Raw genomic sequence first — 24,544 nt, 5'->3', positions numbered from 1 at the left:
CTGCATGATCTTGTCAGTTCAAAAATGACGGAGATCATCGTGACGGAACAGAACAAACAAGTTGCGCTGGTGCTGGGTGCGAGCGGCGGAATCGGCGGCGAGGTCGCACGAAAGCTCGCCGCGCGTGGCTGGCGGGTGAGGGCGCTGAACCGGGACGTATCAAGGGCTCGCTCGAAGGCGCCGACCTTCCAGTGGATCCAGGGCGATGCGATGAATGCCGCCGATCTCATGGCGGCCGCGCAAGGCGTCAGCCTTATCATCCATGCCGTCAATCCACCGGGTTATCGTGACTGGGAGAAGCTCGTTCTCCCGATGCTTGACAACGCGATCGCTGCCGCCCGCTCGGTCGGCGCCCGCATCGTCTTGCCAGGAACAGTCTATAATTTCGGACCAGATGCCTTTCCCATGCTTCGGGAAAACAGCCCACAGCATCCGGTGACGAAGAAGGGGGCGATCCGCGTCGAAATGGAACGACGTCTGGAGGTTGCCTCGCGGACCGGCGTGCCGGTCATCATCGTCCGCGCGGGCGATTTCTTCGGACCGGGGGCCGCGAGCAGCTGGTTCTCGCAAGGCATGGTCACGCCCGGAAAACCGGTGCAGACGATCAAGAATCCGGCCCGGCGCGGTATCGGGCATCAATGGGCCTATCTGCCCGACGTTGCGGAGACGATGATCCGTCTCGTCGAACGCGGCGATCGCCTGCCATCCTTTGCGGTCTATCACATGGACGGCTTCTGGGATGCAGATGGTGGCCAGATGGCCGCCGCGATTGAGCGGGTCGCCGGCAAAGAGATAAAGACACGCACCTTTCCGTGGTGGATCGTGCCGCTGTCGGCGCCGTTCATCACCTTCATGCGAGAGTTGAAAGAGATGCGTTATCTCTGGCGGGAGCCTTTGCGGATGTCGAATGAACGATTGGTCGCCGAGCTCGGTAGCGAGCCGCATACGGCCATCGACGAAGCTGTTCGTGCCTCGCTGGTTTCGCTCGGTTGCCTGCCCGGGGGGCCACAAATCGAAGCGGCTGCTTCGGTGCAAGCGGTGCTTTAGCACCGGCTTAGGATTGCATTGATCGTCTAAGCCTGCTGCAGTTCGGCCAGTGCGATACGCGCCACGGCGAGGGGACTTTCGGCCTGTCCCGTCGATCCATCGCCAAGAAACCAGGCCGCCGACAGGCCGGAATAGGCTACAATCCATTGCAACAGGCGTTTTGGCTCAAGGCCGGCCTTGCTCACGACGATCCGGAGTTGTCTCTGCAGACGGCCCGAGGCCGTTATCGTCGGAAGGTCTTCGTTGGCAAAGATGTTGGCATAGTCAAAACCGCGTTCGCCGACCAGTCCCTTGGGGTCGATTGCCAGCCAGCCATGCTGTTGGAAATCGAGGATGTTGCTGTGGTGAATGTCGCCGTGGAGGACGACGGGATCTGTGGCGCCCGCAAGCAGGCTTTCAGCAATGCTGTGGCAGTGAGCCAATGTGCCGCCGTGAGCTCGGGCAGTCGGTTCCAGCTCGCGAAACCAAAGCGCTAGCGGAATGAGGTTTGGCAATGCCTGCCTGCGTGGGGCATGAAGCTTGGCTACGGTGCTGCACATAATGCGGGTTGCCGCATCGTCGGCGCCGTCCATAGCCATTGCAAGCAGTGACTGACTGCCCATTGCTCGCTCGAGCAGAACGGCCTCGCCGTCGTGTGCGTAGACCTTGGCAGCGCCGATGCCATCCCACCATTGCATCAGGGCGCCGCCGGCTCGCTCGGCCTCATCCTGGGAGAGTTTCAGCATCGCAGCTTTTCCGTCCCAGAGGACAGGCAACAGGTGGCTGGAATGGGTGATGATCGGTTGACCGTCGACGGTCAGTCGCCAGCGGTTGATATGGGATTCGAACATGGCCGCATCCTAACGGCGTCAGGAGAAAAGGAAATCCCGCCTAAGGCGGGATCTCACATCATGCTCTTGAGGTTAGGCGGCTTTTTCCACCACGGGGTAGTCGATGTAACCCTTTGGCCCACCACCGTAGAAGGTTGCCTGTTGCGGCGCGTTCAGCGGCAGGTTCTTTTCCAGGCGTTCGACCAAATCCGGATTGGCGATGAACGGTTTGCCGAAAGCGACAAGATCGGCGCGGCCGCTCTCGACGGCATCGATCGCCATTTCCCGGTCATAGCCGTTGTTGACCATCCAGTTCGCCTTGCCGCCAGCCTTCTCGTAAGCCTGGCGCAGAGCTGCATAGTCGAAGGCGGGGTTTGTGCCCTGCATGAAATCGCGATCACCGCCGGTCTGACCTTCGATGACGTGAATATAGGCGAGATCATATCTTGCCAGACCCTCGACCAAATGGGTGAAGAGGACCTGGGGGGCAGAATCGTAGCTTTCTCCAGAAGGCGTGACCGGCGAAATGCGGATTGCGGTGCTTCCGGCACCGATTTCCTTGGTCACGGCATCTACCACTTCAAAGGTGAAGCGCGCCCGGTTTTCGATCGAGCCGCCATACTGGTCGTTTCGGTCGTTCACACCGTCACGCAGGAATTGATCGAGCAGGTAGCCGTTTGCGCCGTGAATTTCGACACCGTCGAAGCCAGCGTCGATCGCGGCACGCGCCGCTTTGCGATAATCTTCAACGATACCCGGAATTTCCGAGGTTTCAAGGGCGCGCGGCTCGGAGGTATCGGCAAACGCGCCGGAGCCGTCGTTATCGACAAGGTAGGTCTTGGCCTTGGCAATGCGGTTGGTAGAGGAAACGGGCTTGCCGCCGTTCGGCTGCAGTGTCGTGTGCGAGATACGGCCGACATGCCACATCTGCACGACGATCTTGCCTCCCGCGGCGTGGACAGCATCGGTGACACGCTTCCACCCGTCGAGTGCTTCCTTTTTGTAAAGGCCCGGAACGTCGGCATAGCCCTGACCTTGATGGGTGATTGCGGTTGCCTCAGTGATAATGAGACCGGCCGTGGCACGCTGACGGTAATACTCGACGTTGAGATCATTCGGGATCGCGCCCGGCGATCGGTTGCGAGTCAGCGGCGCCATCACGATGTGATTCCTAACGGAAATATCGCCAACCTTGGTGGGGTCGAAAAGCTTGCTCATGTAGGTCCTTTCTCAGTGGGAAGATCACTTGGCCGAAGCGGATGCTATTCGGCGGAGGATTGGGTGAGGGTGGTATCGGTCGCGGGGAGCACCGCTGACGTGAAATGGAGACACGGCCTGCTCACGCCGACCGGGTCTTGTTTTGCCCAACCGGACGCCGATCTGCCGGAGGCGGAAGGCCAGGAAGCCGACGGCATCTTTATAGGTCCATGGCAAGTTGCTTCAGGAATGCCGCGATAGTCTCCTCGTTGCGCTTGTAAAAGATCCACTGGCCGACGCGCCGTGTCGTCACGAGACCCGCGCGGCTCAATGTCCCGAGATGCGCCGAGACTGTCGACTGTGAGAGACCGCAGCGCTCGAACTGACTGGCACACACGCCCATCTCAAACGGATGCTCCTGCGAGGCGAAGTGCTCTTCGGGATTCTTCAACCAGTTGAGGATCTCCATCCGCGTAGGATGAGCGATTGCTTTCAATATCTCGTCTTTTTCCATCGCCGTTATTCGAATTATAAATCGTTTCTAAACGATATATGGATCGGCAATTTCCGATATGCAAGTCACGACGGCGTGAGCTGCGGACTTTCGCGAGGTGGCTAGATTTTGGGCAAAAAAAGAGGGCCACCGAAAGATCGGGGCCCTTTAAGGTATGAAGGTCAATAAACCTCCAGAGGGGAACAGCTAACGCGGTGGCACTGGGAGAGAAGCCACGAAATGCATCAGCTGAATTGGATATGATGCTTTGAGAGGCAGATTACAATGCACGTTTGCGCATGCCTGCTATGCGCTGCACAATTTTCTGCTGCAGTGCAAAAAAATCGGGCAAAAAAAGAGGGCCACCGAAAGATCGGGGCCCTTATAGGTGTGAAGGTCAAAACCTCCAGAGGGGAACAGCTAATGCGGTGGAACTGGGAGGAAAAGCCACCGTGTGCATCAGCTATGTGCGATATGGTGTTTTAATGAGCAAACGGCAACCCCGATTTATGCATGCCAGACATGCATACGTTGCACGGCTTGTATTTCTGATGGAGGCAACTAGAAGTTCCAGTTGCGCGCCTTGCTGACGATGAAGTCGCGGAAGGCCTTCAGCTTGGCCGCATTCTTCATTTCGTCCGGATAGCAGAAGTAGGTATCGAAGGACGGCACGTCCGCATTGATCGGTAGCTGGATCAAGCCAGGGTCACGTCCGACGATGTAGTCGGGCATACAGGCGACGCCCATGCCGAGAAGGCAGGCGCGTTTGATCGAGGTTTGGCTATTGATCTGCAGATGAGGGATTCGCTTGTTGTCGGACGAGCGCCCGGCGACTTCAAGCCAGTTGACGTCGAGCAGGTAGCTTGGGGCGGGCTCGCCAAATGTGATAATGCGATGATTGTCGAGGTCTTCGACCGTTTGCGGCTCGCCATGGCGATTAATGTAGGAGGGGGCCGCATAGACGTGCATGTGGACGGTGAACAGCTTACGCTGGATGAGATCGGACTGCACCGGTTGGCGCAAGCGGATGGCGCAATCCGCGTAGCGCATGTTGACGTCCACCTCCTCGTTGTCGAGGATCAGCTGGATCTGGACGTCAGGATAGAGCTGCATGAACTCCTGGATCTTGTCCGTCAACCAGCCCTGTCCGAGGCCGACGGTCGTCGTGACGCGGAGCTTGCCTGTCGGCGTTTCCGTCGTTTCGGTCAGCTGCATCTTCACGGTTTCGAGCTTCAGCAGCACGTCGTGGGCGGTGCGATACAGCAGCTCACCCTGTTCCGTCAGGATCAGGCCGCGCGCATGGCGGTGGAAGAGCTTGGTGCCGACATCCTGTTCAAGCGCGCTGACCTGACGGCTGATCGCGGACTGGGACAGATGCAGTTTATCCGCCGCATGCGTGAACGAACCCGCTTCGGCAGCTGCGTGAAAGATACGCAGCTTGTCCCAATCCAATGGCATTCCCCCACCCCTCATAGCCGATCCTACTCCGCGGCCACGGCAACGGGCATGTGGCCCGTCAGATATCGTTCGGCTTCGAGAGCAGCCATGCATCCCAGGCCGGCGGCTGTGATCGCCTGGCGGAAGGTGTCGTCGGTCACGTCACCGGCGGCATAAACGCCTTCCAGGCTGGTCGCCGTCGAATCGGGGGCGGTCCACAGATAGCCATTGTCCTTCAGCTTCAGCTTGCCCTTGAAGAGTTCGGTCGCCGGGGCGTGGCCGATCGCCACAAAGACGCCGTCGACTGTAACCTCGGTGATCGCACCCGTGCGCGTGTCGCGCAGGCGAGCGCCCGTAACCGACGGCGGCATTGGCGGCTTGGCCGGCGTGCCAGTGATCTCGGCGATCTCGGTGTTCCAGAGGACCTTGATGTTCTCCTTCGAGAACAGGCGTTCCTGCAGGATTTTCTCCGAACGGAAGCTGTCGCGGCGGTGAACGACCGTTACGGACTTCGCGATGTTGGAGAGGTAGAGCGCTTCCTCGACAGCACTGTTACCGCCGCCGACAACAATCACATCCTTGTTACGGTAGAAGAAGCCGTCGCAGGTCGCGCAGGCGGAAACGCCGAAGCCCTGGAAATGCTGCTCGCTTTCGATGCCGAGCCACTTTGCCTTGGCGCCGGTTGCGATGATCAGCGTATCAGCCGTCCAGACCTGACCACTATCCGTGCGCGCTACGAACGGGCGCTGATTCAGCTCGACTTCGGTGACGATATCGTTGACGATCTCGGCGCCGACATGCTTTGCCTGCTGCAGCATCTGATCCATCAGCCATGGTCCCTGGATCGGATCGGCAAAGCCCGGATAATTTTCCACGTCGGTGGTGATCATCAGCTGTCCGCCTTGATCGAGGCCGGCGATCAGAACGGGCTTCAGCATTGCACGGGCTGCATAGACGGCAGCCGTGTAGCCGGCAGGGCCGGAGCCGATAATGAGCACCTTGGTGTGGCGGGCGGACATGGGTATTTCCTTTCAACTGTCAGGAGGGCGGCGGCTAAGTGGCGAATGCGGCCGTTCCGCGATCCATTCGCCATTTATGAACGTCCAGTGCTTTTATTCAAGGGCAGCCCTGCGTTACCAACAAGGCTTTCTCGGCTGCCGGTGCAACAATCCGTCGCCGAGCTGAAACTTTCTTGCGAATTCCGTCGCTTTATATAGAAGCTGGCAATCACGAATTAAAGGAAGGGCAGGATTGTGCTGCGCGCCGAACTTGATGCCATCGATATAAAGATACTGCGGGAGTTGCAGGCAGACGGGCGGATGACCAATGTCGAGCTCGCCGACCGTGTCGGCATTTCGGCGCCGCCTTGCCTGCGGCGCGTGCGAAAGCTTGAAGAGACCGGCGTCATCGAAGGCTATCACGCGATGCTGAACAGCCCGAAGCTTGGCTTCGATCTCGTCGCCTTCTGCATGGTCGGGCTCAAGCACCAGTCGGAAGCCAACCTGAAGGCGTTTGCCGCAGCGACGGCGCAATGGCCGCTGGTGCGTCAGGCCTGGATGGTTTCGGGCGACAGTGACTTCCTCTTGCATTGCGTTGCCGAGAACCTGACGCGTTTCCAGGACTTCGTTATCGAGGTGCTGACAGCAAACGAGCACGTGGACACGGTGCGAACGATGCTGACGATCCGACAGGTCAAGCGGGTGGGTCTGGTCGAAGTCTGAGCGCAGCTAAGCTCTATGAATTGAGCGGCTTATGCCTTATTGAAGGCGCTTTGTGAGCCGTTTGCTGCGGAAGAAGACACGAAGATCGTTCAATGACCAAGTTGCCTATTTCCGCGTTCATCATTTGCTTGAACGAAGAAGCATATCTCGGCAATTGCATCGAGAGCTTGGATAAGTGCGCGGAGATTGTGGTCGTTGACTCCGGCTCGACGGATGGCACCGTTGCCTTGCTGCAATCCTATATCGACAAGGGGTGGCCGATCCGGTTGTTTCACGAGAGGTGGCGTGGCTACGCAGGGCAGAAGCAGTTTGCGCTCGACCAATGCACGCAGCCCTGGCGCTTGAATATTGATTCCGATGAAAGGCTCGATGCGCCATTGAGAAAGCTTTTGCCGAAGCTCATCGTGGCGCCGGACGATGTTGTTGGCTGGCGTGTTGCGCGTCGGCCGTATCTGATCGGCTACGGCTACACGCCTGAGCGCGTGCACGAGCGGAAGAATCTGCGGCTTATCCGTAAAGGCAGAGGCGCTTATGACCTGACGCAAACCGTTCACGAAGGTATCGTGCCGACCGGTCGGGTTCAGGATGCCTCGTCCGGGAGCCTGCTTCACTACCGGCCACTGGTCATCGACGAACAGATCCTCAAAGAGAACAAATATTCGACTTTGAAGGCTGATCAGCATTTCGCCTTAGGCGAGGGCACGACCTTTCTCAGGCTGATCTTCAGCCCGCTGCTCTATTTCTGGCGTCTCTATTTTCACAACGGTTTGTGGCGCTGTGGGCAGTCGGGCTTTATCGAGGCGATGACCGGCGCAGTCTACGCGTTTCTTACGCAGGCAAAGTTGTACCAGCGCAGGGCTGCTGAGAAGCATCCGAGCTTTGACGACGCAGGAAAGCACTAAGGTCCAATCGCGATGAAAGTGATGCATATCCATTTCGGCAAGGAGGGCGGAGCTGAACGCTTCTTTGTCAACCTCGTCAATGCGCTCCACGATCGTGGCGTAGAGCAGCGTGCGCTCATTCGTCCCGATCGCAGCTGGCGCAAGGACATTGAAAAATGCGGTGAGGTTTATGAGGGGACGTTCCGGCGCATTTCGCTCTCGCGCTTTATCTTGTCGGCGCGCATGCGCGCTATCCTGAACGATTTTCAGCCTGATGTAATCATGTCATGGCAATTGCGCGCGAGCCGCTTCATGCCGCGGTACAAGAACGCTCGACGCATTTCGCGGCTCGGTGATTATCCAGAGCACCTCGGCTACTATCGCAATTCCGAAACGCTCGTCTGCATTACACCCGATATAGGCAAGCGGGTGCGCGAACTCGGCTGGACGCGGGGCGTGGAAGTCATTGCAAACTTTACCCGCTCGACCCCAAGCGAGCCGATTGCCCGGGAATCACTGCAAACACCCGCCGAAGCTTTCGTCGTCATCGGCATGGGTCGCTTCGTTAAGCGGAAGGGCTTCGATGTGCTGATCAAGGCCATCGCAAAGACGCAAGGCGCATTTCTGTGGCTGCTGGGGGATGGGCCGGAGCGCGAAAACCTTGAAAAGCTAACCGACGAACTCGGCCTGCGGGAGCGTGTTCGCTTTGCGGGATGGCAGACCAATGCCTACGCCTATCTTGCGTCCGCCGATGTATTCACCGTGACGTCGCTGCACGAGCCACTCGGCAATGTATGCCTTGAAGGGTGGGGCGCTGGCAAGCCAACGATTGGTTCTCGCGCCGAGGGCCCGAGCTGGGTGATGACAGACGGCAAGGATGCCCTGATGGTTGATTGCGGCGATGTCGACGGTCTCGCGAACGCGATCGCACGCGTTCGCGATGAGCCTGACCTGCGCACCGCATTGATCGAAGGCGGTCAGGAGACGCTTAAGAACCGGTTTTCCGAAGAAGCGATCACGCAGGCCTACATCCGTTTGTTCGAGACGGGGACAAGTGCGCCGTGAAGGTGATGCATTTCCACTTTGGCAAGGATGGCGGGGCCGAACGGTTCTTCGTGCACCTCGTCAACGCCTTGGCTCGGCGCGGTGTCGAGCAGAGCGCAGTCATTCGACCGAACAGGATCTGGCGCAAGGACATGCCGGCTTCGGTCGCGATCGTGGAAAGCAATTTTCGAAATGTTTCGCTGGATCGGATCCTGTTGCCGCTGAAAGTCGCCTTTAGTGCGCGACGGCTTCGGCCGGATGCAATCATGGCCTGGGCGCCACGCGCGAGCGAATTGATGCCGAACTACAAGGGATGCATCAAGATCTCCAGGTTGGGAGATTATCCGACCGATCTGAAGTATTTCAAGAACTCCGACATTCTCGTCTGCAATACACCCGGCATTGCCGACCATGTGCGCGAAATCGGCTGGACGCGTAGGGTTGAGGTAATCTCGAACTTCACGAGCACCGAGCAAGTGGCCCCGGTCGATCGTGCCGTGTTCGACACGCCACGAGACGCGCCCGTCGTCATGTCCATGGGGCGTTTCGTGCCGCGGAAAGAGTTTGCGTTATTGACGGCAGCGGTGGCGAAGCTGCCGGACGTCTATCTTTGGCTCGCCGGCGAGGGCGAGGAACTGGAAAACGTCAAGAAAGTTGCATCAGATCTCGGTGTAACGGACCGTGTGCGGTTTCTCGGATGGCAGAAAGACACGCGGCCGTTTGTGGCGGCTGCCGACATCTTCGTCATGCCCTCGAACCATGAGCCGCTTGGCAACGTCATTCTGGAGGCTTGGGCGCAGGGTAAACCCGTCGTTTCCAGCCGCTCAGAGGGGCCGTCGTGGTTCATGAGGGACGGCGAGAATGGACTTCTTGTTGAGATCGGCGACACTGACGGGTTTTCGAAGGCGATTGAGCGTTTGATCAATGATCCCTTGCTGGCGGCAAAGGTGACTGGCGGTGGACGGGAGACGTTGATGGGGCAGTTTTCTGAAGACGCTGTTACCGACGCCTATCTTGAACTCTTCAAGCGCAAGCCTTGACGGCCCCGGTCATAGGGCCGTGTAGACCGCGCCAAGTCGCCGGGCCTCGCCTTCAATGCTGAAGGCGCTTATCGCGCGGCTCCTCGCGCGGAGTGATGCGTCTTGGCGACGGGCGTCGTCATCCATGAAATGTGCAGCGGCCCGTACCATCTCATCGAGATCGTCACGCGGAATGATTATCCCGGTTTCCTGGTCACCGGTGAGCAGCAGTTCCGGAAAGGCTCCGACGTCCGTCGCGACAACGGGAACGGCGGTCGCCATCGCTTCGAGCGGCGTCAGGCCGAAGCCTTCCCAGCGTTGCGGCGCGACAAACATATCGAGTGCACGATACCAGTCGTTGATGTTGGTGTGCTCACCTACGAATAGTATGCGATCGGACAGACCGGCAGAGGCAACCCGCGCCTTCAGTTCGTTTTCAAACTCGACGTGTTGTGCCGTGGCGCGTCCGGCAACGATGGCGATCCAGTCGGGCCGGGACGGCAGCAGACGGATCATGCTGTCGACGAAAAGGTCCGTGCCCTTCTGATGGCGAACGCGACCGAAGCAGCCGGCGATCTTCTTCGTCTCGTCGAGACCAAGCAGCCGTTTGGCCGCTGCCTTATCATCTGTCGGCGAAAAACGGGTTGTGTCTATCCCGTGGAGAACGACGGTGCTCGGCACTTCGAGATAATTCGCCGTCTTGCCGCTGGTTGCTATTACCGCGTCCATCTTCGAAATCAGCCATTTCGTCCAGCCGGAGTGGCGGCGCTGGGAGGCTGAGGTGAAGACGATCTTCAGCGGCATGCGCAAGACATCGCGCATCAGGATGGCAGGCAGCATTTCGATGTTGCGACGGGCGTGCCATATGCGAAAACGTTTGCCGCGCGGCGCCTGCCATAGCTTCAGCAAGTCACGAAAACGGATGTGCGGCAAGGATGCCGGAAGACCCGGTCCAAGGGTTGCAATCTTCTCGCCGAGTGCACGCTGGACCGGGATCAACTGGATGATGGTGGACGTGACGCCGGAGAGCCGCTTCTTGAAGTTCGGCGCAATAATCTCGACGTCACTGAAATTGACGATAGCCGGTTGGCCACGACCGTCCACGGATCAATCAGCCCCAGGAAATGGCAAGGACTTCGTAGGCCCTGGAGCCGCCAGGTGCATTGACCTCGATGGAGTCACCGACTTCTTTACCGATCAGCGCGCGCGCGATCGGGGAAGAAATGGAAATACGTCCGGCCTTAACGTCGGCTTCCTGATCGCCGACAATCTGATAGGTCTTTTCTTCTTCGGTATCCTCGTCGACGAGCTTTACCTTCGCGCCGAACTTGATCTTGTCGCCGGACATCTTCGACAGGTCGATGACCTCGGCACGCGCGGTCAGGTCCTCGAGCTCGCTGATACGGCCTTCGTTGTGGCTCTGAGCTTCCTTCGCAGCATGGTATTCGGCGTTTTCCGAGAGGTCACCATGCGCACGGGCTTCGGCGATTGCCTCGATGATCCGGGGACGCTCCTCCTGCTGACGCCAGCGCAGTTCTTCCTGCAGCTTGACGAAACCACCCTGCGTCATCGGTACCTTATCAACCATTTTTTTGTCCTTCACTCCCCGTATCCACATAGCCGCGGACACAAAAGAAAACAGGTCCCGAGGGGGAACCTCGGAACCGTGCAACAATCCTAACTTTTGCGGTTATAGCAGATCGCCACCGCTGATTTCCATAAAATTCGTATCGCTGGCCGGAGACCGGTCGGAGTGGCTGGAAACCAACTTCGATTGACTTTTTGAATAAGAACATATAGTGAACATAAAGATGAGGAAGTCTCTAAAAGAACGATTGGCAATTCTCTCGGATGCAGCCAAATATGACGCATCCTGCGCTTCCAGCGGAACCCAAAAGCGCGATTCGGCGAAAAGTGGCGGCCTTGGCTCCACGGAGGGATCCGGCATCTGCCACGCCTATGCGCCCGATGGACGCTGCATATCGCTATTGAAAGTCCTCCTGACGAACTTCTGCATTTACGATTGTGCGTATTGCATCAATCGGTCCTCTAGCAATGTCGAACGGGCGCGCTTCACACCGGAGGAAGTGGTTTGGTTGACGTTGGAATTCTATCGCCGCAACTATATCGAGGGGTTGTTTCTCTCGTCGGGCATCATCCGCTCCCCGGATCATACAATGGAGCAAATGGTCCGTGTCGTTCGCGAACTACGCGTCTCCCATGACTTCCGCGGTTATGTACACCTGAAGTCGATTCCAGAGGCGTCGGCCCATCTCATTGAAGAGGCAGGACTTTACGCGGATCGACTGTCGTTGAACATCGAGCTTCCGACGGACAGCGGCATTGCGCGCCTTGCGCCGGAAAAAAGGCCCTCACACATCCGCCGTTCGATGGGGGACCTGCGATTGAAGATAGAGGCGGCCGACGAGCCGACGCTCCAATCGAAGACGCGCAAGCGTTTTGTGCCGGCCGGCCAGAGCACGCAAATGATTGTTGGTGCCGATGGGGCAAACGATGCCACGATCCTTGGGACGAGCGCGCAGCTCTATGGCAGCTATAGCCTGAAGCGGGTCTACTATTCTGCCTTCAGTCCCATTCCGGACTCCTCGAAGAACCTGCCGCTGATCAAGCCGCCACTGATGCGTGAACACCGACTTTACCAGGCAGACTGGCTATATCGCTTCTACGGTTTCGGGATCGAGGAGATCACCGCGACGCGGCCCGGCGGAATGCTGGATCTCAACCTCGATCCCAAGCTTGCATGGGCGCTCGGCCATCGCGCCGACTTTCCAGTAGACGTCAACAAGGCGGAGCGAGAACGGCTGCTTCGCGTGCCGGGGCTCGGAACCAAAACGGTGAAGGCGATCCTTTCGGCCCGTCGCTTCCGGAGGCTGCGTTTGGACGACCTCTCCAGACTCGGTGTCTCGATCAAGAAAGTGCAGGCTTTTGTGACGGCAGAGGGCTGGACGCCACGTCAATTGGCGGATCGAGCGGATTTGCGGACGATGTTCGAGCCGCCGCCCGAGCAATTGACGCTGCTCTGATGCGCCGCGTGGTTTTGAAGGGCAGGGGCGGCTTCGATGAGTGGCGGGATGCTGCCCGCGCGCTGGCCTGCGCCGGCATCGCGCCGGAGGACATAGAATGGCGTGAAGAAGGCGGTGACAAGCAGCTCTTCTGGGAGCGCGACGCGTTGCCTCCGCAACCCGTGTCCGGCAGTCGGTCGATGACGGTGCCTCCGGCGTTTATTGACCTTGCTTCAGCGGTGATTTGCCATTCCGATCCCGTTCGGTTCTTTCTTCTCTATCGGCTACTGTGGCGGCTTCAGTCAGACAAGTCGCTGCTATCGGTGGCGTCCGACGAAGACGTTTCCGTTGCGCGGCTGATGGAAAAAAGTGTGCGCCGTGATGCCCACAAGATGACGGCGTTCCTTCGGTTCAAGGAAGTCGGATCCGGCATTTCAGTGAATGGCCGTCGGAAATTTCTCGCCTGGTTCGAACCGGACCATCACATCGTCATGCGCAAGGCGCCATTCTTTCAGCGCCGGTTCAACGACATGGACTGGGTGATCCTGACGCCAAAAGGCTCGGCGAGCTGGGATGGCGTGAGCTTGTCACTCAGCGTCGAGCCCTGCACCAAGCCTGATCTTACCGATCCCGCTGATGAACTTTGGAAGACCTATTTTGCCAATATTTTCAATCCTGCGCGTCTGAAGATTAAGGCGATGCAGGCGGAGATGCCGAAGAAATACTGGAAGAACATGCCCGAAGCGGAGTTGATTCCCAACCTAATCGCCAACGCCGAGGAGCGGGTGCTGGCGATGGCCAAGCATGAGGCGACGATGCCACCTGCTTTCCATTACAGGCTTCAGGAGGCTACCCGGAACTCGACAACGGCGCCGTCTGCTATTGAAGGGACATGGGAGGCGCTTCGCGAACAGGCGGCAGTCTGCAGCCGCTGCTCGTTGCATGCCAAGGCGACACAGACGGTCTTCGGGGAGGGGCCGCAGGACGCGGAAATCATGTTTGTCGGCGAGCAGCCCGGCGACCAGGAGGATCTTGCCGGACGTCCCTTTGTTGGTCCGGCGGGGAGGGTTTTCGACGAGGCTTTGTCAGCGGCGGGCATGGATCGCACGAAGCTTTATGTCACCAACGCAGTCAAGCACTTCAAATACGAGCCGCGTGGGAAGCGGCGCATTCACCAGAAGCCAAACCGGGGAGAAGTAGAGCATTGCCGCTGGTGGCTCGACCGGGAATTGGAGCAAGTCAAGCCGAAGCTGGTGGTCGCAATGGGAGCGACGGCACTCTTTGCGCTCACGGGTTTGCAACAGAGGCTTGAGGAGGTGCGGGGCGAGTTCATACCGCTTGAGGGCGGTCGGCAACTGTTCGTCACCGTCCATCCCTCCTATCTGCTGCGATTGCCGGATGAAGGTCTGCGGCGGCAGGAGCTCGAGCGGTTCCGTCGGGATATTGCCGCATCGGTGCAAAATTGGCGTCTTCGAGTTGAATCTTGAAGCTGATATGATCGCCTAAGGCGGTATGGGCTGGTTGGCGCAGGAGGGGAAGATGAGCGACGACTATATCATCAGTGCCAGAAAGCGTTCAGGCGATGCGTTGATTGCCGAGCCTGGACCGATCAAGTTTCTGAAGGTGCCCGCCGGGCTCGACAGCTACGATGCACGCCAGGCCGTGTCCAGCGCGAAGGACTGGGTCGCGGAGGTGCAGGGGCTCGCGGATGGCGACGAAAACCCGAACTCGATTGGTCCCCGCGGCGACGTACTCATCTTCGTGCACGGCTACAACAACGACATTCCGACCGTTCTGAAGCGCATCCGGCAGCTTCGCGCCGATATGCGCGCGGAAGGCTGGCGTGGCGAGATCGTAGCTTTCGACTGGCCGAGCGACAATCAGACACTGAATTATCTGGAAGACCGATCGGATGCCGCGGCTGTCGCGAGCGAGCTTGTGACGAAAGGCATCCGGCTCCTGAAGCAGAGCCAGCAGTCCGGCTGTGAAACCAATGTGCATCTGTTGGGTCATTCAACCGGCTGTTACGTGATCATGGATGCCTTTGCGCAGTCGGACAAGCACGGCGATCTCTTCAAGGCGGACTGGCGCATCGGCCAGGTCGCCTTCATCGGCGGCGATGTCTCAACAAGCAGCCTGTCGCTTGCGAGCGACTGGAATCAGCCGATGTTCCGCCGGATCATGCGGCTCACCAACTACTCGAATCCCTTCGATTCGGTCCTTGCCGTTTCAAACGCGAAGAGGCTTGGTGTTGCGCCGCGCGTCGGTCGCGTTGGGCTGCCCGCGGACATCAACGCCAAAGCGGTGGACGTCAACTGCGGTGAGTATTTCAAGACGGTTGACCCTGCGTCGCAGCCGCAGATTGGTTCCTGGACACACTCATGGCACATCGGCAATCGGGTTTTTGCCCGTGACCTTGCCATGACGCTGGAAGGCGCGGTCGATCGTCACGCCATTCCGACGCGCCGCGAAGAAGGAGGAAAGCTGATTTTGCAGGATCGGCCGCGACCGGCATTTCAGGATGCCTGGAACGTCAAGGCGGACGCACAGGATGCGAGAGCGCGAATCTAGCGGTTCTGCCTGTTCGAAAAAAGAAAGGCCGGCGCAACGGCCGGCCCTCCGTATCAGAAGTAGCTTTGCAGGGGGCGAACTTCGAGGTTGCCCGCCCGCAGCGCCTTGATGGCTTGGGCGGCTGCCTCGGCGCCGGCCATCGTGGTGTAGTAAGGGACCTTCTGCATCAGCGTCGCGCGACGAAGCGACTTGGAGTCCGAGATCGCCTTGTTGCCGTCGGTCGTGTTGATCACGAGCTGAACCTGGCGGTTACGGATCGCGTCCTCGATATGCGGACGACCTTCCAGAACCTTATTGATCTTCGTTGCCGTGATACCGTTTTCGGCGAGGAAGCGCTGCGTGCCGCCGGTTGCCAAAACCTTGAAGCCTTCGCCGACGAGAACACGGATTGCCGGCAGCACGCGCGGCTTGTCCGCGTCGCGCACCGAAACGAAGACCGTTCCGTCACGCGGCAGTTCGACGCCGGCGCCGAGCTGCGACTTGGCGAAGGCCAGCGCGAAATCGGTGTCGAGGCCGATGACTTCGCCGGTCGAGCGCATTTCCGGGCCGAGCAGCGTGTCGACGCCGGGGAAGCGGGCGAACGGGAAGACGGCTTCCTTGACGGCGATGTGCTGGAGGTTGCGCGGGTCCGGCTTCTCGCCATAAGCCGCAAACAGCGGGTCAAGCTTTTCGCCGGCCATGGCGCGGGCGGCGATCTTGGCGATCGGGGCGCCGATGGTCTTCGCCACAAAGGGAACGGTACGCGAAGCGCGCGGGTTCACTTCGAGAACGTAGACGGTACCGTCCTTGATGGCGAACTGGACATTCATGAGGCCGACGACGTTGAGAGCCTTGGCCATCGACTTCGCCTGACGCTCGAGTTCGTCGATCATCTCTGCTGACAGCGTGCGCGGGGGCAGCGAGCAGGCCGAGTCACCGGAATGAATGCCCGCTTCCTCGATGTGCTCCATGATGCCGGCAATGAAGGCGTCGTTGCCGTCGGAGAGGCAGTCGACATCGACTTCGATGGCGTTCGACAGGTAGCTGTCGAAGAGCAGCGGGTTCTTGCCGAGCAGGGTGTTGATCTGGCCGGTCTTGTCGTTCGGATAGCGCTGCTTGATGTCTTCAGGCACCAGCTCCGGAACGGTGTCGAGCAGGTAAGTCTGCAGCTGGCTCTCGGCATGGATGATCTGCATGGCACGGCCGCCGAGAACGTAGGACGGGCGAACGACCAGCGGGAAGCCGATTTCAGTGGCCACCAGGCGGGCCTGCTCGACCGAGTAGGCGATGCCGTTGTTCGGCTGCGTCAAGTCGAGCTTGATCAAAAGCTTCTGGAAGCGGTCGCGGTCTTCGGCAAGGTCGATCATATCAGGCGCGGTGCCGAGGATCGGGATGCCGTTCTTCTCGAGCGCTTCGGCGAGCTTCAGTGGGGTCTGGCCGCCGAACTGCACGATGACGCCGACGACTTCGCCCTTTTCCTGCTCCGCGCGCAGGATTTCGATCACGTCTTCGGCCGTCAGCGGCTCGAAGTAGAGGCGATCGGAGGTATCGTAGTCGGTCGAGACCGTTTCCGGGTTGCAGTTGATCATGATCGCTTCATAGCCGGCGTCGCGCAGGGCGAATGCGGCATGGCAGCAGCAATAATCGAACTCGATGCCCTGGCCGATACGGTTCGGACCGCCGCCGAGGATGACAACCTTCTTGGCGGCGGAGACTTCGGCTTCAGAGCGTAGTTCACCGACAAAAGGCGTTTCGTAGGTCGAGTACATGTAGGCGGTCGGCGAGGCGAACTCGGCAGCGCAGGTGTCGATGCGCTTGAAGACCGGGCGTACGTTCAGGCTGTTGCGGAGCTCGGCGACTTCCTTCGGGCGCTTGCCGGTCAGCGTGGCGAGGCGGGCGTCGGAGAAGCCCATTGCCTTCAGCTTACGCAGGTTGGCGGCATCTGCAGGCAGGCCGTGCTCGCGGATGCGGGCTTCCATGTCGACGATCGCCTTGAACTGGGCGATGAACCACGGGTCGATCTTGCAGCCTTCGTGGACCTCCTCGGGGCTCATGCCCTGGCGCAGTGCCTGGGCGACCATGCGCAGGCGATCCGGCGTCGGCGTGCCGATGGCGGCGCGGATCGCGTTCTGGCTGGATTCGCCTTCCTCGACGCCGGGGATTTCGATCTCATCGAGGCCGGTCAGGCCAGTCTCGAGGCCACGCAGCGCCTTCTGCAGCGATTCCGCGAAGGTGCGGCCGATCGCCATGACTTCGCCGACCGACTTCATGGCCGTGGTGAGAACAGGCGAGGCGCCCGGGAACTTCTCGAAGGCGAAACGCGGGATCTTGGTGACGACGTAGTCGATCGACGGTTCGAACGAGGCAGGCGTCGCGCCACCGGTGATGTCGTTGTCGAGTTCGTCGAGCGTGTAGCCGATGGCAAGCTTGGCGGCGACCTTGGCGATCGGGAAGCCGGTGGCCTTTGAGGCCAGCGCCGACGAGCGCGAGACGCGCGGGTTCATTTCGATGACGACGAGGCGGCCGTCCTTCGGGTTGACGGCGAACTGGACGTTCGAGCCGCCGGTTTCAACACCGATCTCGCGCAGGACCGCGATCGAGGCGTTGCGCATCATCTGGTATTCCTTGTCGGTCAGCGTCAGGGCCGGTGCGACGGTGATGGAATCGCCCGTGTGGACGCCCATCGGGTCGATGTTTTCGATCGAGCAGATGATGATGCAGTTGTCCGCCTTGTCGCGGACGACTTCCATTTCATATTCCTTCCAGCCGAGAACCGATTCCTCGATCAGGACTTCCGTCGTCGGCGAGGCATCGAGGCCGCCGCCGATGATTTCGAAGAACTCCGAGCGGTTATAGGCAATGCCGCCGCCGGTGCCGCCCATGGTGAAGGAGGGGCGGATGATGGCGGGCAGGCCGACGACGTCGATCGCCTGGGCGGCAATCGCCATGGCGTGGCTGATATAGCGCTGCTTGCGGTCGGTCTCGCCGAGGTTCCACTGGTTTTCCAGTTCGTCGAGCGCCTTGTCGAGCTCGGCCCCGGAGAGGCTTTCCTTCAGCTTGTTGCGCTCGGCTTCATGCGTCTTGCGGTCGGCATCCTTGATGTCGGTGGCGTTGGCGAGCATCGAGCGCGGGGTTTCGAGGCCGATCTTTTCCATCGCCTCGCGGAAGAGGGCGCGGTCTTCGGCCTTGTCGATGGCGGCCGGCTTGGCGCCGATCATCTCGACATTGTAGCGGTCGAGAACGCCCATGCGCTTCAGGGAAAGCGCGGTGTTGAGCGCCGTCTGGCCGCCCATGGTCGGGAGCAGCGCGTCGGGGCGCTCCTTGGCGATGATCTTGGCGACGACCTCAGGGGTGATCGGCTCGACGTAGGTTGCGTCGGCGAGGCCTGGGTCGGTCATGATCGTTGCCGGGTTGGAGTTGACGAGGATGACGCGGTAGCCTTCCTCCTTCAGCGCCTTGCAGGCCTGGGTGCCGGAGTAGTCGAATTCGCAAGCCTGGCCAATGACGATCGGTCCTGCGCCGATGATGAGGATCGATTTGATGTCTTGGCGCTTCGGCATGGGCGTTTTCCGTTTCCTAGCTGCGCAGAAAGCCGGCCAGGGTGGGAGGCACCGGCCGGGTCGCGCGTATGATGGTCTTTTCAGGCTAGAAGCGGCTTATAGGCAAATGTATTTGTAAACGGAACCCCATAAATTGCGGAATCGACAGGAATTGGCTCGGCTTGCGAGACCTTAGCCCAGACCGGGAATGACAAGTGCCCTGATCTCTCCGCCGCGGGCGGGATTGGAGATCGCTTGAACGGCTTCACTGAAGCCAATCCGACGGGAGATCAGCGATTCGACCTTGATGGTTCCAGAAGCGATGAGATCGGCCGCGCGCCGGTGGGTGAACGGGTTGATAAAGGAGCTCATGAGCTTGATCTCGCGAAAGAGCAGATCGAAGGGCTCGATTTCGACTTTGACGCCCTGCGGCATGACCCCGAGGATAACAACGGTGCCGCCGCGACGTGCGAGGCTTGCTGCCTGCTCGATCGTCTCGGCAACGCCGGCGCATTCGATCACGACGTCTGCGCCGCCGGGCAGCACGCCGTCTAGCGCCGTCAGGCGCGCGACGATGTCACCCGTCGAAGGGTCTGCACTTGCGGTCGCTCCGAGCTTCTCGGCGAGCCGACGCTTCTCCTCGCCGCGGGTCACGAGGACGACATTGGTTGCTCCCGCCAGCCGGGCCAACTGGACGACCAGCAAGCCGATCACACCGCCGCCGAGCACGATGACGGAAGAGCCGGTGCGGATTTCGGCGAGGTCGACACCGTGGATGCAGCATGCAAGCGGTTCGCAAAAGGCGCCGTAGAGAGGGGGCAGCGCATCAGGCAGCTCAAAGGCCTGCTGCTGCGGGATGCAAACATACTCCGCAAACCCGCCGTCGCGATGGATGCCGATCGCCTGCAATTTGCGGCACAGATTGACGCGGCCGCGCTGGCATTCGGGGCAGCGGCCGCAGGCAATGTTGGGATCGCCGGTGACGCGCATGCCTTCGCGAAAGCCGCTGACACTGCCGCCTATCTTTTCGATGATCCCGGTGAACTCGTGGCCGAGCGTGACTGGTGGATTGGAAGGAAACTCTCCCTTGAACAGATGGCGATCGGTCCCGCAGATGCCGCAGGCCTCCACGCGGACAAGCAATTCGCCTTTAGCCGGTTCTGGCCGTTCCACCTCGCACAGAGCCAGCTTCCCGGGCGCTTCGAGCCGCACCGCCTTCATCGCCTGTCTCCTCCTCAGACTTCGTTGTGCAAGGAGGCCCGATTGTCGGGGTGTCGTCAAGGAGCGATGCCCTGGAAGTACTCCTTGGCTTCCATACGAAAATATTCGTCCGGTTGACGTTTTTTAACGGTGCTGGTTCGTGAAAATTAATACTTAGGGTGCTTTCTATTTGGCACTGCAGACCAAAAGGCGGTTTGCTTGCGGGCATCCAGAATCACAATGGCTGATCGTGACAAAGCACTTGCAAATTCGAGAGCTTGGACTTTCGAGTTGCTGCCGCATGTCCGCCACCGATTGATGGCGGACGGTTGGCTCTATCTGGTGGCTCTGTTTTACTTCGTACTTGGTGTCCTGTTGCTGGTTGCATACGGCCATGCCGAGATGATGTCCTTCGGGCTGTATTTTGACCAATGGACCTATCTGTTTCTGTTCTTCATGCCGCTCATGGCCGGCATTTTTGACTACGCACGGATCTTGCTTCGCTTTGGGGCGAAAAGATCGCTGGCGACACGAAGAGTGTTCTCACCCCATCGGTTAGCTCATCTTCTTTCAGGCATGGCTTTGCTGATGGCGCTGATGGTCTTTCAGGGCACGTTCACATCAATCAAGAATTTGTTGCCGGTTATTCGAGGCGGCTTTCTCTACGACCAATGGCTTGCAAAGACGGATGCACTGCTATCGTTTGGCCCAGACCCCTGGAAGATCCTACTGTCGATTGGGGGGCACCATGCGATCGTCAAGCTCGTGGATTGGAATTACAGCGTATTGTGGTTCGCGGTTTGCTTCGGAACGCTGTTCTACGTAGCAACCTCGCCGCGAGCCGCTCCGGTACGCGTCCGCTATATTGGCATGTTCATGCTGGTCTGGGTGGTCTGCGGAAACATTCTCGCTGGTCTTTTCATGTCCGCCGGGCCAGTGTTCTACGGGGCAGTTACCGGCGACACCCAGCGCTTTGCGGAACTGTTGAGCTTCCTGGCATCGCCTGATGGCCCCACGACCACCAGCATGGTTCAAAGCTACCTTTGGTCTCTTCATACGCACCATGCACCGGGGCTCGGTTCCGGCATCTCAGCGTTTCCCAGCGTGCACGTGGGCTTGGTTGCGCTGAATGCATTTTTCGCGGCGGAGATTTCGCGCCGTCTGGGTATCATCGCCTTCTGTTACACCGCGTTCGTCATGTTCAGCTCCGTCTATCTGGGTTGGCACTACGCGGTTGATGGCTATGCGTCACTACTCGTCGTGGGCACCAGCCACTTTGCGCTTAAATGGATGTTGGAACGCGACCGCGGACCAGTCGCGGACGCCCCTGAGGCAGCTGTCGCAATCGCCTGACTACGCGCAGATACAAAATCTAGCGAACGATCGACCTGCCGTTTTCGACAAGGCTGCCGCCGCGAGATAGCTGGAATTTCCTGATCGCCGAGATATATAGATAACGACCGAAGGTTTAGTCCGGGAGAACCATTATGGAATGGAAAGGCCGGCGCCAGTCCGACAATATCGAAGATCGCCGTGGCGATCCCTCCATGGGCGGATTGGGCAGAGGAGGCGGCTTCAGTTTTCCGTCGGGCGGCGGCATGGGCCGGCGCGGCGGCGGCTTGAGCATCGGCACCATCATCTTCCTCGTCGTTATCTACCTTATCCTGAAGGCCATGGGTATCGACCTGTTACAGATCATGGATGGCGGCATGACGACCGGTGGCCCGGGCTACGAGCAGAGCGAGTCGGGCGAGCAGGCGCCCGCCAACGATGAGATGACGGCCTTCGTTCGCACCGTCCTTGCCGAGACCGAGGATACATGGAACGGCATCTTCCAGTCTCAGGGCCGTCAATACGAGGAACCTCGCCTTGTGCTCTTCTCCGGACAGACGCAATCGGCCTGCGGTTTTGCCTCGGCGGCGACCGGGCCGTTCTACTGCCCTAGCGACCACAAGGTCTATCTCGACACTGCCTTCTTCAACCAACTGAGCCGCCAGTTCGGCGCCTCTGGCGATTTTGCAGAGGCTTACGTGGTTGCCCACGAGGTCGGCCATCATGTTCAGAATCTGCTCGGCATCCTGCCGAAGTTCAACGAGGCGCGTCAGCGCATGAGCGAGACGGAGGCGAACAAGTTGTCGGTCCGTGTCGAGTTGCAGGCCGATTGCTTCGCCGGAATCTGGGGCAAATTCACCCAGCAGAAAGGCATTCTCGAAGCCGGCGACCTCGAGGAGGCATTGAACGCCGCCCAGAAGATTGGCGACGACACGCTGCAGAAGCGCAGCCAGGGCTACGTCGTGCCTGAAAGCTTCAACCACGGCACGTCGGAGCAACGGGCGCGGTGGTTCAAACGCGGCTTCGACAGTGGGCAGTTGTCCGCCTGCGATACGTTCTCAGGGCCGGTATGAGTTTAGGCAGCCTCTCCGTGGGGAGAGGCTGGACCAAGATCACTTTTCACTGTCCATGTGCTTGAGCTGGGCTTCGGGATAGCGGGCGCCGGCTGCAGCATCCTTCGGGACGGCTCGTTCGATGGCTGCCATGTCTTCGGCTGACAATTGCACGGCGCGTGAGCCGAGTGCTTCCGTCAGCCTGTCACGTCGGCGTGCACCTATGAGTGGTACGATGTCCTGTCCTTGAGCCGCCACCCAGGCGATGGCGATCTGCGCAACCGATACCTGCTTCGTCTGCGCGATCTTTCGCAACTCCTCCACGAGCGCGAGGTTCTGATCGATATTGCCGTCCTGGAAGCGCGGGCTCATGCCGCGGAAATCGCCGGTGCCGCCTCCTTGTCCCTTCTGCCAATGCCCGCTGATCAGGCCACGGGAGAGAACGCCGTACGCGGTAACGGCAATGCCGAGCTCGCGGCAGGTCGGCAGGATCTGATCCTCTATGCCGCGTGAGATCAAGGAGTACTCGATCTGCAGATCGCAGATCGGATGAGTGCTCGCCGCCCGGTGAATGGTGTCCGCGCCGACTTCGGACAGGCCGACATGCCTTATGTAACCGGCCTTGATCATGTCGCCGATCGTGCCCACCGTCTCCTCAATCGGAATATTGGGATCCAGGCGCGCAGGGCGGTAGACATCGATGTAGTCGACGTCGAGGCGTTTCAGCGTATAGGCGAGGAAGTTCTTGATCGCCGCAGGGCGGGAGTCGTAACCGCTCCAATTGCCGGCCGGATCGCGTAGCGCTCCGAATTTGACGCTGATGACGACCTCATCCCGCCTACGGCCCTTCAGCGCTTCGCCTATCAACATTTCGTTATGGCCCATGCCATAGAAATCGCCGGTATCAAGCAGATTGATGCCGACGTCGAGAGCCGCGTGGATCGTCGCGATGCTTTCGCTGCGGTCGGATGGTCCGTACATGCCGGACATGCCCATGCAGCCGAGCCCGATCACCGACACCATGGGACCGGTTTTCCCCAATCGATGCATCTCCATTTCTTTCTCCATCGTGCGTTGATGTTCGAGCGAGTTTTAGCGCGCCGGCCTTCGTGCGATAATCCATGCAAATGCGAACGGGCTGTACGGGAAAATGCACGATGGAAGACCTTCCCCTCAATGATCTGGATGCCTTCACAGCCATTGCAAGGGAGCGCAGTTTTCGTGCCGCCGCTCGAAAGCGTGGCGTCTCGGCTTCGTCGCTCAGCGACTCTCTGCGGCGACTGGAGGAGCGCGTTGGAGTTCGCCTGCTCAACCGAACGACGCGCAGCGTTACGCCGACGGAGGCGGGGGAACGTCTGCTCGAGCGGCTTGCGCCGGCTTTGGGGGAGGTTTCCGAGGCGCTTCAACAGCTCGACACATTTCGCGACAGCCCGAGCGGGACGTTGCGGCTTAACGTGCCGACGATTGCCGTGCGGCTGTTTCTGCCCGATCTCGCCAATCGATTTTTGAAGCGCTATCCGCAGATCTCGCTTGAGATCGTCGGCGAAGACTCATTCGTTAATGTGCTTGCGGCCGGGTATGACGCCGGTATTCGCTATGACGAGCGTCTGGAGCGCGACATGATTGCTGTGCCGATCGGGCCGCGCAGGCAGAGATATGTCACGGCGGCCGCGCCGGACTATCTGGCGCGGCGCGGTGTTCCCAAGCATCCGCGCGATCTGCTGGAGCACGATTGCGTCCGGCACCGCTTCCTGAGCGGAACTGCGTTGACATGGGAGTTCGAGCGCGGCGATGAAACCTTGATGATTACGCCGAAGGGGCCGATTATCGCCAATGCAATCGATATGGAAGTTTCTGCCGCCGTTGCGGGACTTGGGATCATACGCACGTTCGAGGAGGTCGTCTCCCCCGCCATCGAAACGGGTGCGTTGACGCCGATCCTAGAAGAATGGGTGAGTGAATTCTCCGGGCCATTTCTCTACTATGCCGGTCGTAAGCATTTGCCACCGGCGCTTCGCGCTTTTGTCGACTTCGTCAAAGGCCAACGGGTCAAAGGCGGCTAGAATCCGCCTTTGTTCCGCTTCTCCATCAACAGAAGTCGTGCGCCTATCAAAAGATTTGAAATGTTCACGGATTGTTTCGCTAATATGCGTGAGCTATGTAACATGATCGGCGACGAGTTCGTCTTTCCAGAAAGCAA

General features: G+C 59.5%; 21 protein-coding genes. 11 read left to right on the top strand and 10 right to left on the bottom strand.

The features are described from left to right. The first annotated feature begins 39 nt into the window (after positions 1-39). On the top strand, positions 40-1,047 hold the full coding sequence (locus tag RGCCGE502_RS13190) for an SDR family NAD(P)-dependent oxidoreductase (RefSeq protein ID WP_040674555.1): 1,008 nt from the start codon (positions 40-42) through the stop codon (positions 1,045-1,047). Between the two features lie 26 nt (positions 1,048-1,073). Here the strand turns inward: RGCCGE502_RS13190 and RGCCGE502_RS13185 are convergent, their stop codons facing one another. The 5 genes from RGCCGE502_RS13185 to trxB form a co-directional block, all read right to left on the bottom strand. Then, positions 1,074-1,877 (bottom strand): aminoglycoside phosphotransferase family protein, encoded by an 804-nt coding sequence (locus RGCCGE502_RS13185; protein WP_016554665.1) that lies wholly within the window; start codon positions 1,875-1,877, stop codon positions 1,074-1,076. Between the two features lie 72 nt (positions 1,878-1,949). Next, positions 1,950-3,074, bottom strand: coding sequence for an alkene reductase (locus RGCCGE502_RS13180; protein ID WP_016554664.1), 1,125 nt, complete (start codon positions 3,072-3,074; stop codon positions 1,950-1,952). 199 nt (positions 3,075-3,273) lie between these two features. Beyond that, on the bottom strand, positions 3,274-3,567 hold the full coding sequence (locus RGCCGE502_RS13175) for an ArsR/SmtB family transcription factor (RefSeq protein ID WP_016554663.1): 294 nt from the start codon (positions 3,565-3,567) through the stop codon (positions 3,274-3,276). Positions 3,568-4,107: 540 nt separating this feature from the next. Beyond that, positions 4,108-5,004 carry a LysR family transcriptional regulator VtlR gene (locus RGCCGE502_RS13170; protein ID WP_018857199.1) on the bottom strand — a complete coding sequence of 299 codons (897 nt, stop codon included), beginning with the start codon at positions 5,002-5,004 and terminating at the stop codon, positions 4,108-4,110. A gap of 23 nt (positions 5,005-5,027) precedes the next feature. Next, the gene (gene trxB, locus RGCCGE502_RS13165; protein WP_016554661.1) at positions 5,028-6,002 is read right to left on the bottom strand and encodes a thioredoxin-disulfide reductase; all 975 of its coding nucleotides are present in this window, start codon (positions 6,000-6,002) and stop codon (positions 5,028-5,030) included. 234 nt (positions 6,003-6,236) lie between these two features. On the opposite strand from trxB, the gene RGCCGE502_RS13160 reads away from it, so the two are divergent. From RGCCGE502_RS13160 to RGCCGE502_RS13145, 4 genes are all read left to right on the top strand, one after another. Next, positions 6,237-6,704 (top strand): Lrp/AsnC family transcriptional regulator, encoded by a 468-nt coding sequence (locus RGCCGE502_RS13160; RefSeq protein ID WP_007534169.1) that lies wholly within the window; start codon positions 6,237-6,239, stop codon positions 6,702-6,704. A 92-nt stretch (positions 6,705-6,796) separates the two neighbouring features. Further along, entirely contained in the window at positions 6,797-7,606 is an 810-nt protein-coding gene (locus tag RGCCGE502_RS13155; RefSeq protein WP_016554660.1) for a glycosyltransferase family 2 protein, read from the top strand. A gap of 12 nt (positions 7,607-7,618) precedes the next feature. Then, positions 7,619-8,650 carry a glycosyltransferase gene (locus RGCCGE502_RS13150; RefSeq protein ID WP_016554659.1) on the top strand — a complete coding sequence of 344 codons (1,032 nt, stop codon included), beginning with the start codon at positions 7,619-7,621 and terminating at the stop codon, positions 8,648-8,650. Continuing rightward, positions 8,647-9,669, top strand: a complete 1,023-nt coding sequence (locus RGCCGE502_RS13145) for a glycosyltransferase (RefSeq protein WP_016554658.1) — start codon at positions 8,647-8,649, stop codon at positions 9,667-9,669. The genes RGCCGE502_RS13150 and RGCCGE502_RS13145 overlap by 4 nt, the downstream gene beginning before the upstream one ends. Positions 9,670-9,678: 9 nt before the next feature. Here the strand turns inward: RGCCGE502_RS13145 and RGCCGE502_RS13140 are convergent, their stop codons facing one another. Next, positions 9,679-10,728, bottom strand: a complete 1,050-nt coding sequence (locus RGCCGE502_RS13140) for a glycosyltransferase family 4 protein (protein WP_040674553.1) — start codon at positions 10,726-10,728, stop codon at positions 9,679-9,681. 31 nt (positions 10,729-10,759) lie between these two features. Further along, positions 10,760-11,236, bottom strand: coding sequence for a transcription elongation factor GreA (greA, locus tag RGCCGE502_RS13135; RefSeq protein WP_016554656.1), 477 nt, complete (start codon positions 11,234-11,236; stop codon positions 10,760-10,762). A 223-nt stretch (positions 11,237-11,459) separates the two neighbouring features. Between greA and RGCCGE502_RS13130 the strand changes: the two genes are divergently transcribed. The 3 genes from RGCCGE502_RS13130 to RGCCGE502_RS13120 are packed head-to-tail and all read left to right on the top strand — an operon-like array spanning position 11,460 to position 15,242. Continuing rightward, the gene (locus RGCCGE502_RS13130) at positions 11,460-12,692 is read left to right on the top strand and encodes a putative DNA modification/repair radical SAM protein (RefSeq protein ID WP_016554655.1); all 1,233 of its coding nucleotides are present in this window, start codon (positions 11,460-11,462) and stop codon (positions 12,690-12,692) included. Further along, positions 12,692-14,158, top strand: a complete 1,467-nt coding sequence (locus RGCCGE502_RS13125; RefSeq protein ID WP_016554654.1) for a UdgX family uracil-DNA binding protein — start codon at positions 12,692-12,694, stop codon at positions 14,156-14,158. The genes RGCCGE502_RS13130 and RGCCGE502_RS13125 overlap by 1 nt, the downstream gene beginning before the upstream one ends. 52 nt (positions 14,159-14,210) lie before the next feature. Continuing rightward, the gene (locus RGCCGE502_RS13120; RefSeq protein WP_016554653.1) at positions 14,211-15,242 is read left to right on the top strand and encodes an alpha/beta fold hydrolase; all 1,032 of its coding nucleotides are present in this window, start codon (positions 14,211-14,213) and stop codon (positions 15,240-15,242) included. 53 nt (positions 15,243-15,295) lie between these two features. On the opposite strand, the gene carB is transcribed toward RGCCGE502_RS13120, so the two are convergent. Further along, positions 15,296-18,781 carry a carbamoyl-phosphate synthase large subunit gene (gene carB / locus RGCCGE502_RS13115; protein WP_016554652.1) on the bottom strand — a complete coding sequence of 1,162 codons (3,486 nt, stop codon included), beginning with the start codon at positions 18,779-18,781 and terminating at the stop codon, positions 15,296-15,298. A gap of 171 nt (positions 18,782-18,952) precedes the next feature. Continuing rightward, entirely contained in the window at positions 18,953-19,981 is a 1,029-nt protein-coding gene (locus tag RGCCGE502_RS13110; RefSeq protein WP_016554651.1) for a zinc-dependent alcohol dehydrogenase family protein, read from the bottom strand. 297 nt (positions 19,982-20,278) lie between these two features. Here RGCCGE502_RS13110 and RGCCGE502_RS13105 point away from each other — a divergent pair, with 297 nt between their 5' ends. Next, positions 20,279-21,313 (top strand): phosphatase PAP2 family protein, encoded by a 1,035-nt coding sequence (locus RGCCGE502_RS13105; protein WP_244441699.1) that lies wholly within the window; start codon positions 20,279-20,281, stop codon positions 21,311-21,313. A 134-nt stretch (positions 21,314-21,447) separates the two neighbouring features. After that, entirely contained in the window at positions 21,448-22,365 is a 918-nt protein-coding gene (gene ypfJ, locus RGCCGE502_RS13100; protein ID WP_016554649.1) for a KPN_02809 family neutral zinc metallopeptidase, read from the top strand. Positions 22,366-22,404: 39 nt separating this feature from the next. Here ypfJ and RGCCGE502_RS13095 read toward each other — a convergent pair whose 3' ends face one another. After that, positions 22,405-23,400 (bottom strand): aldo/keto reductase, encoded by a 996-nt coding sequence (locus RGCCGE502_RS13095; protein ID WP_016554648.1) that lies wholly within the window; start codon positions 23,398-23,400, stop codon positions 22,405-22,407. Between the two features lie 101 nt (positions 23,401-23,501). On the opposite strand from RGCCGE502_RS13095, the gene RGCCGE502_RS13090 reads away from it, so the two are divergent. Next, positions 23,502-24,407, top strand: a complete 906-nt coding sequence (locus tag RGCCGE502_RS13090; protein WP_016554647.1) for a LysR family transcriptional regulator — start codon at positions 23,502-23,504, stop codon at positions 24,405-24,407. The last annotated feature ends 137 nt before the right edge of the window (positions 24,408-24,544 follow it).

It is taken from the genome of Rhizobium grahamii CCGE 502 (assembly GCF_000298315.2).
Taxonomy (GTDB): Bacteria; Pseudomonadota; Alphaproteobacteria; order Rhizobiales; family Rhizobiaceae; genus Rhizobium; species Rhizobium grahamii.
This window is presented reverse-complemented; position numbering and strand designations above follow the sequence as displayed.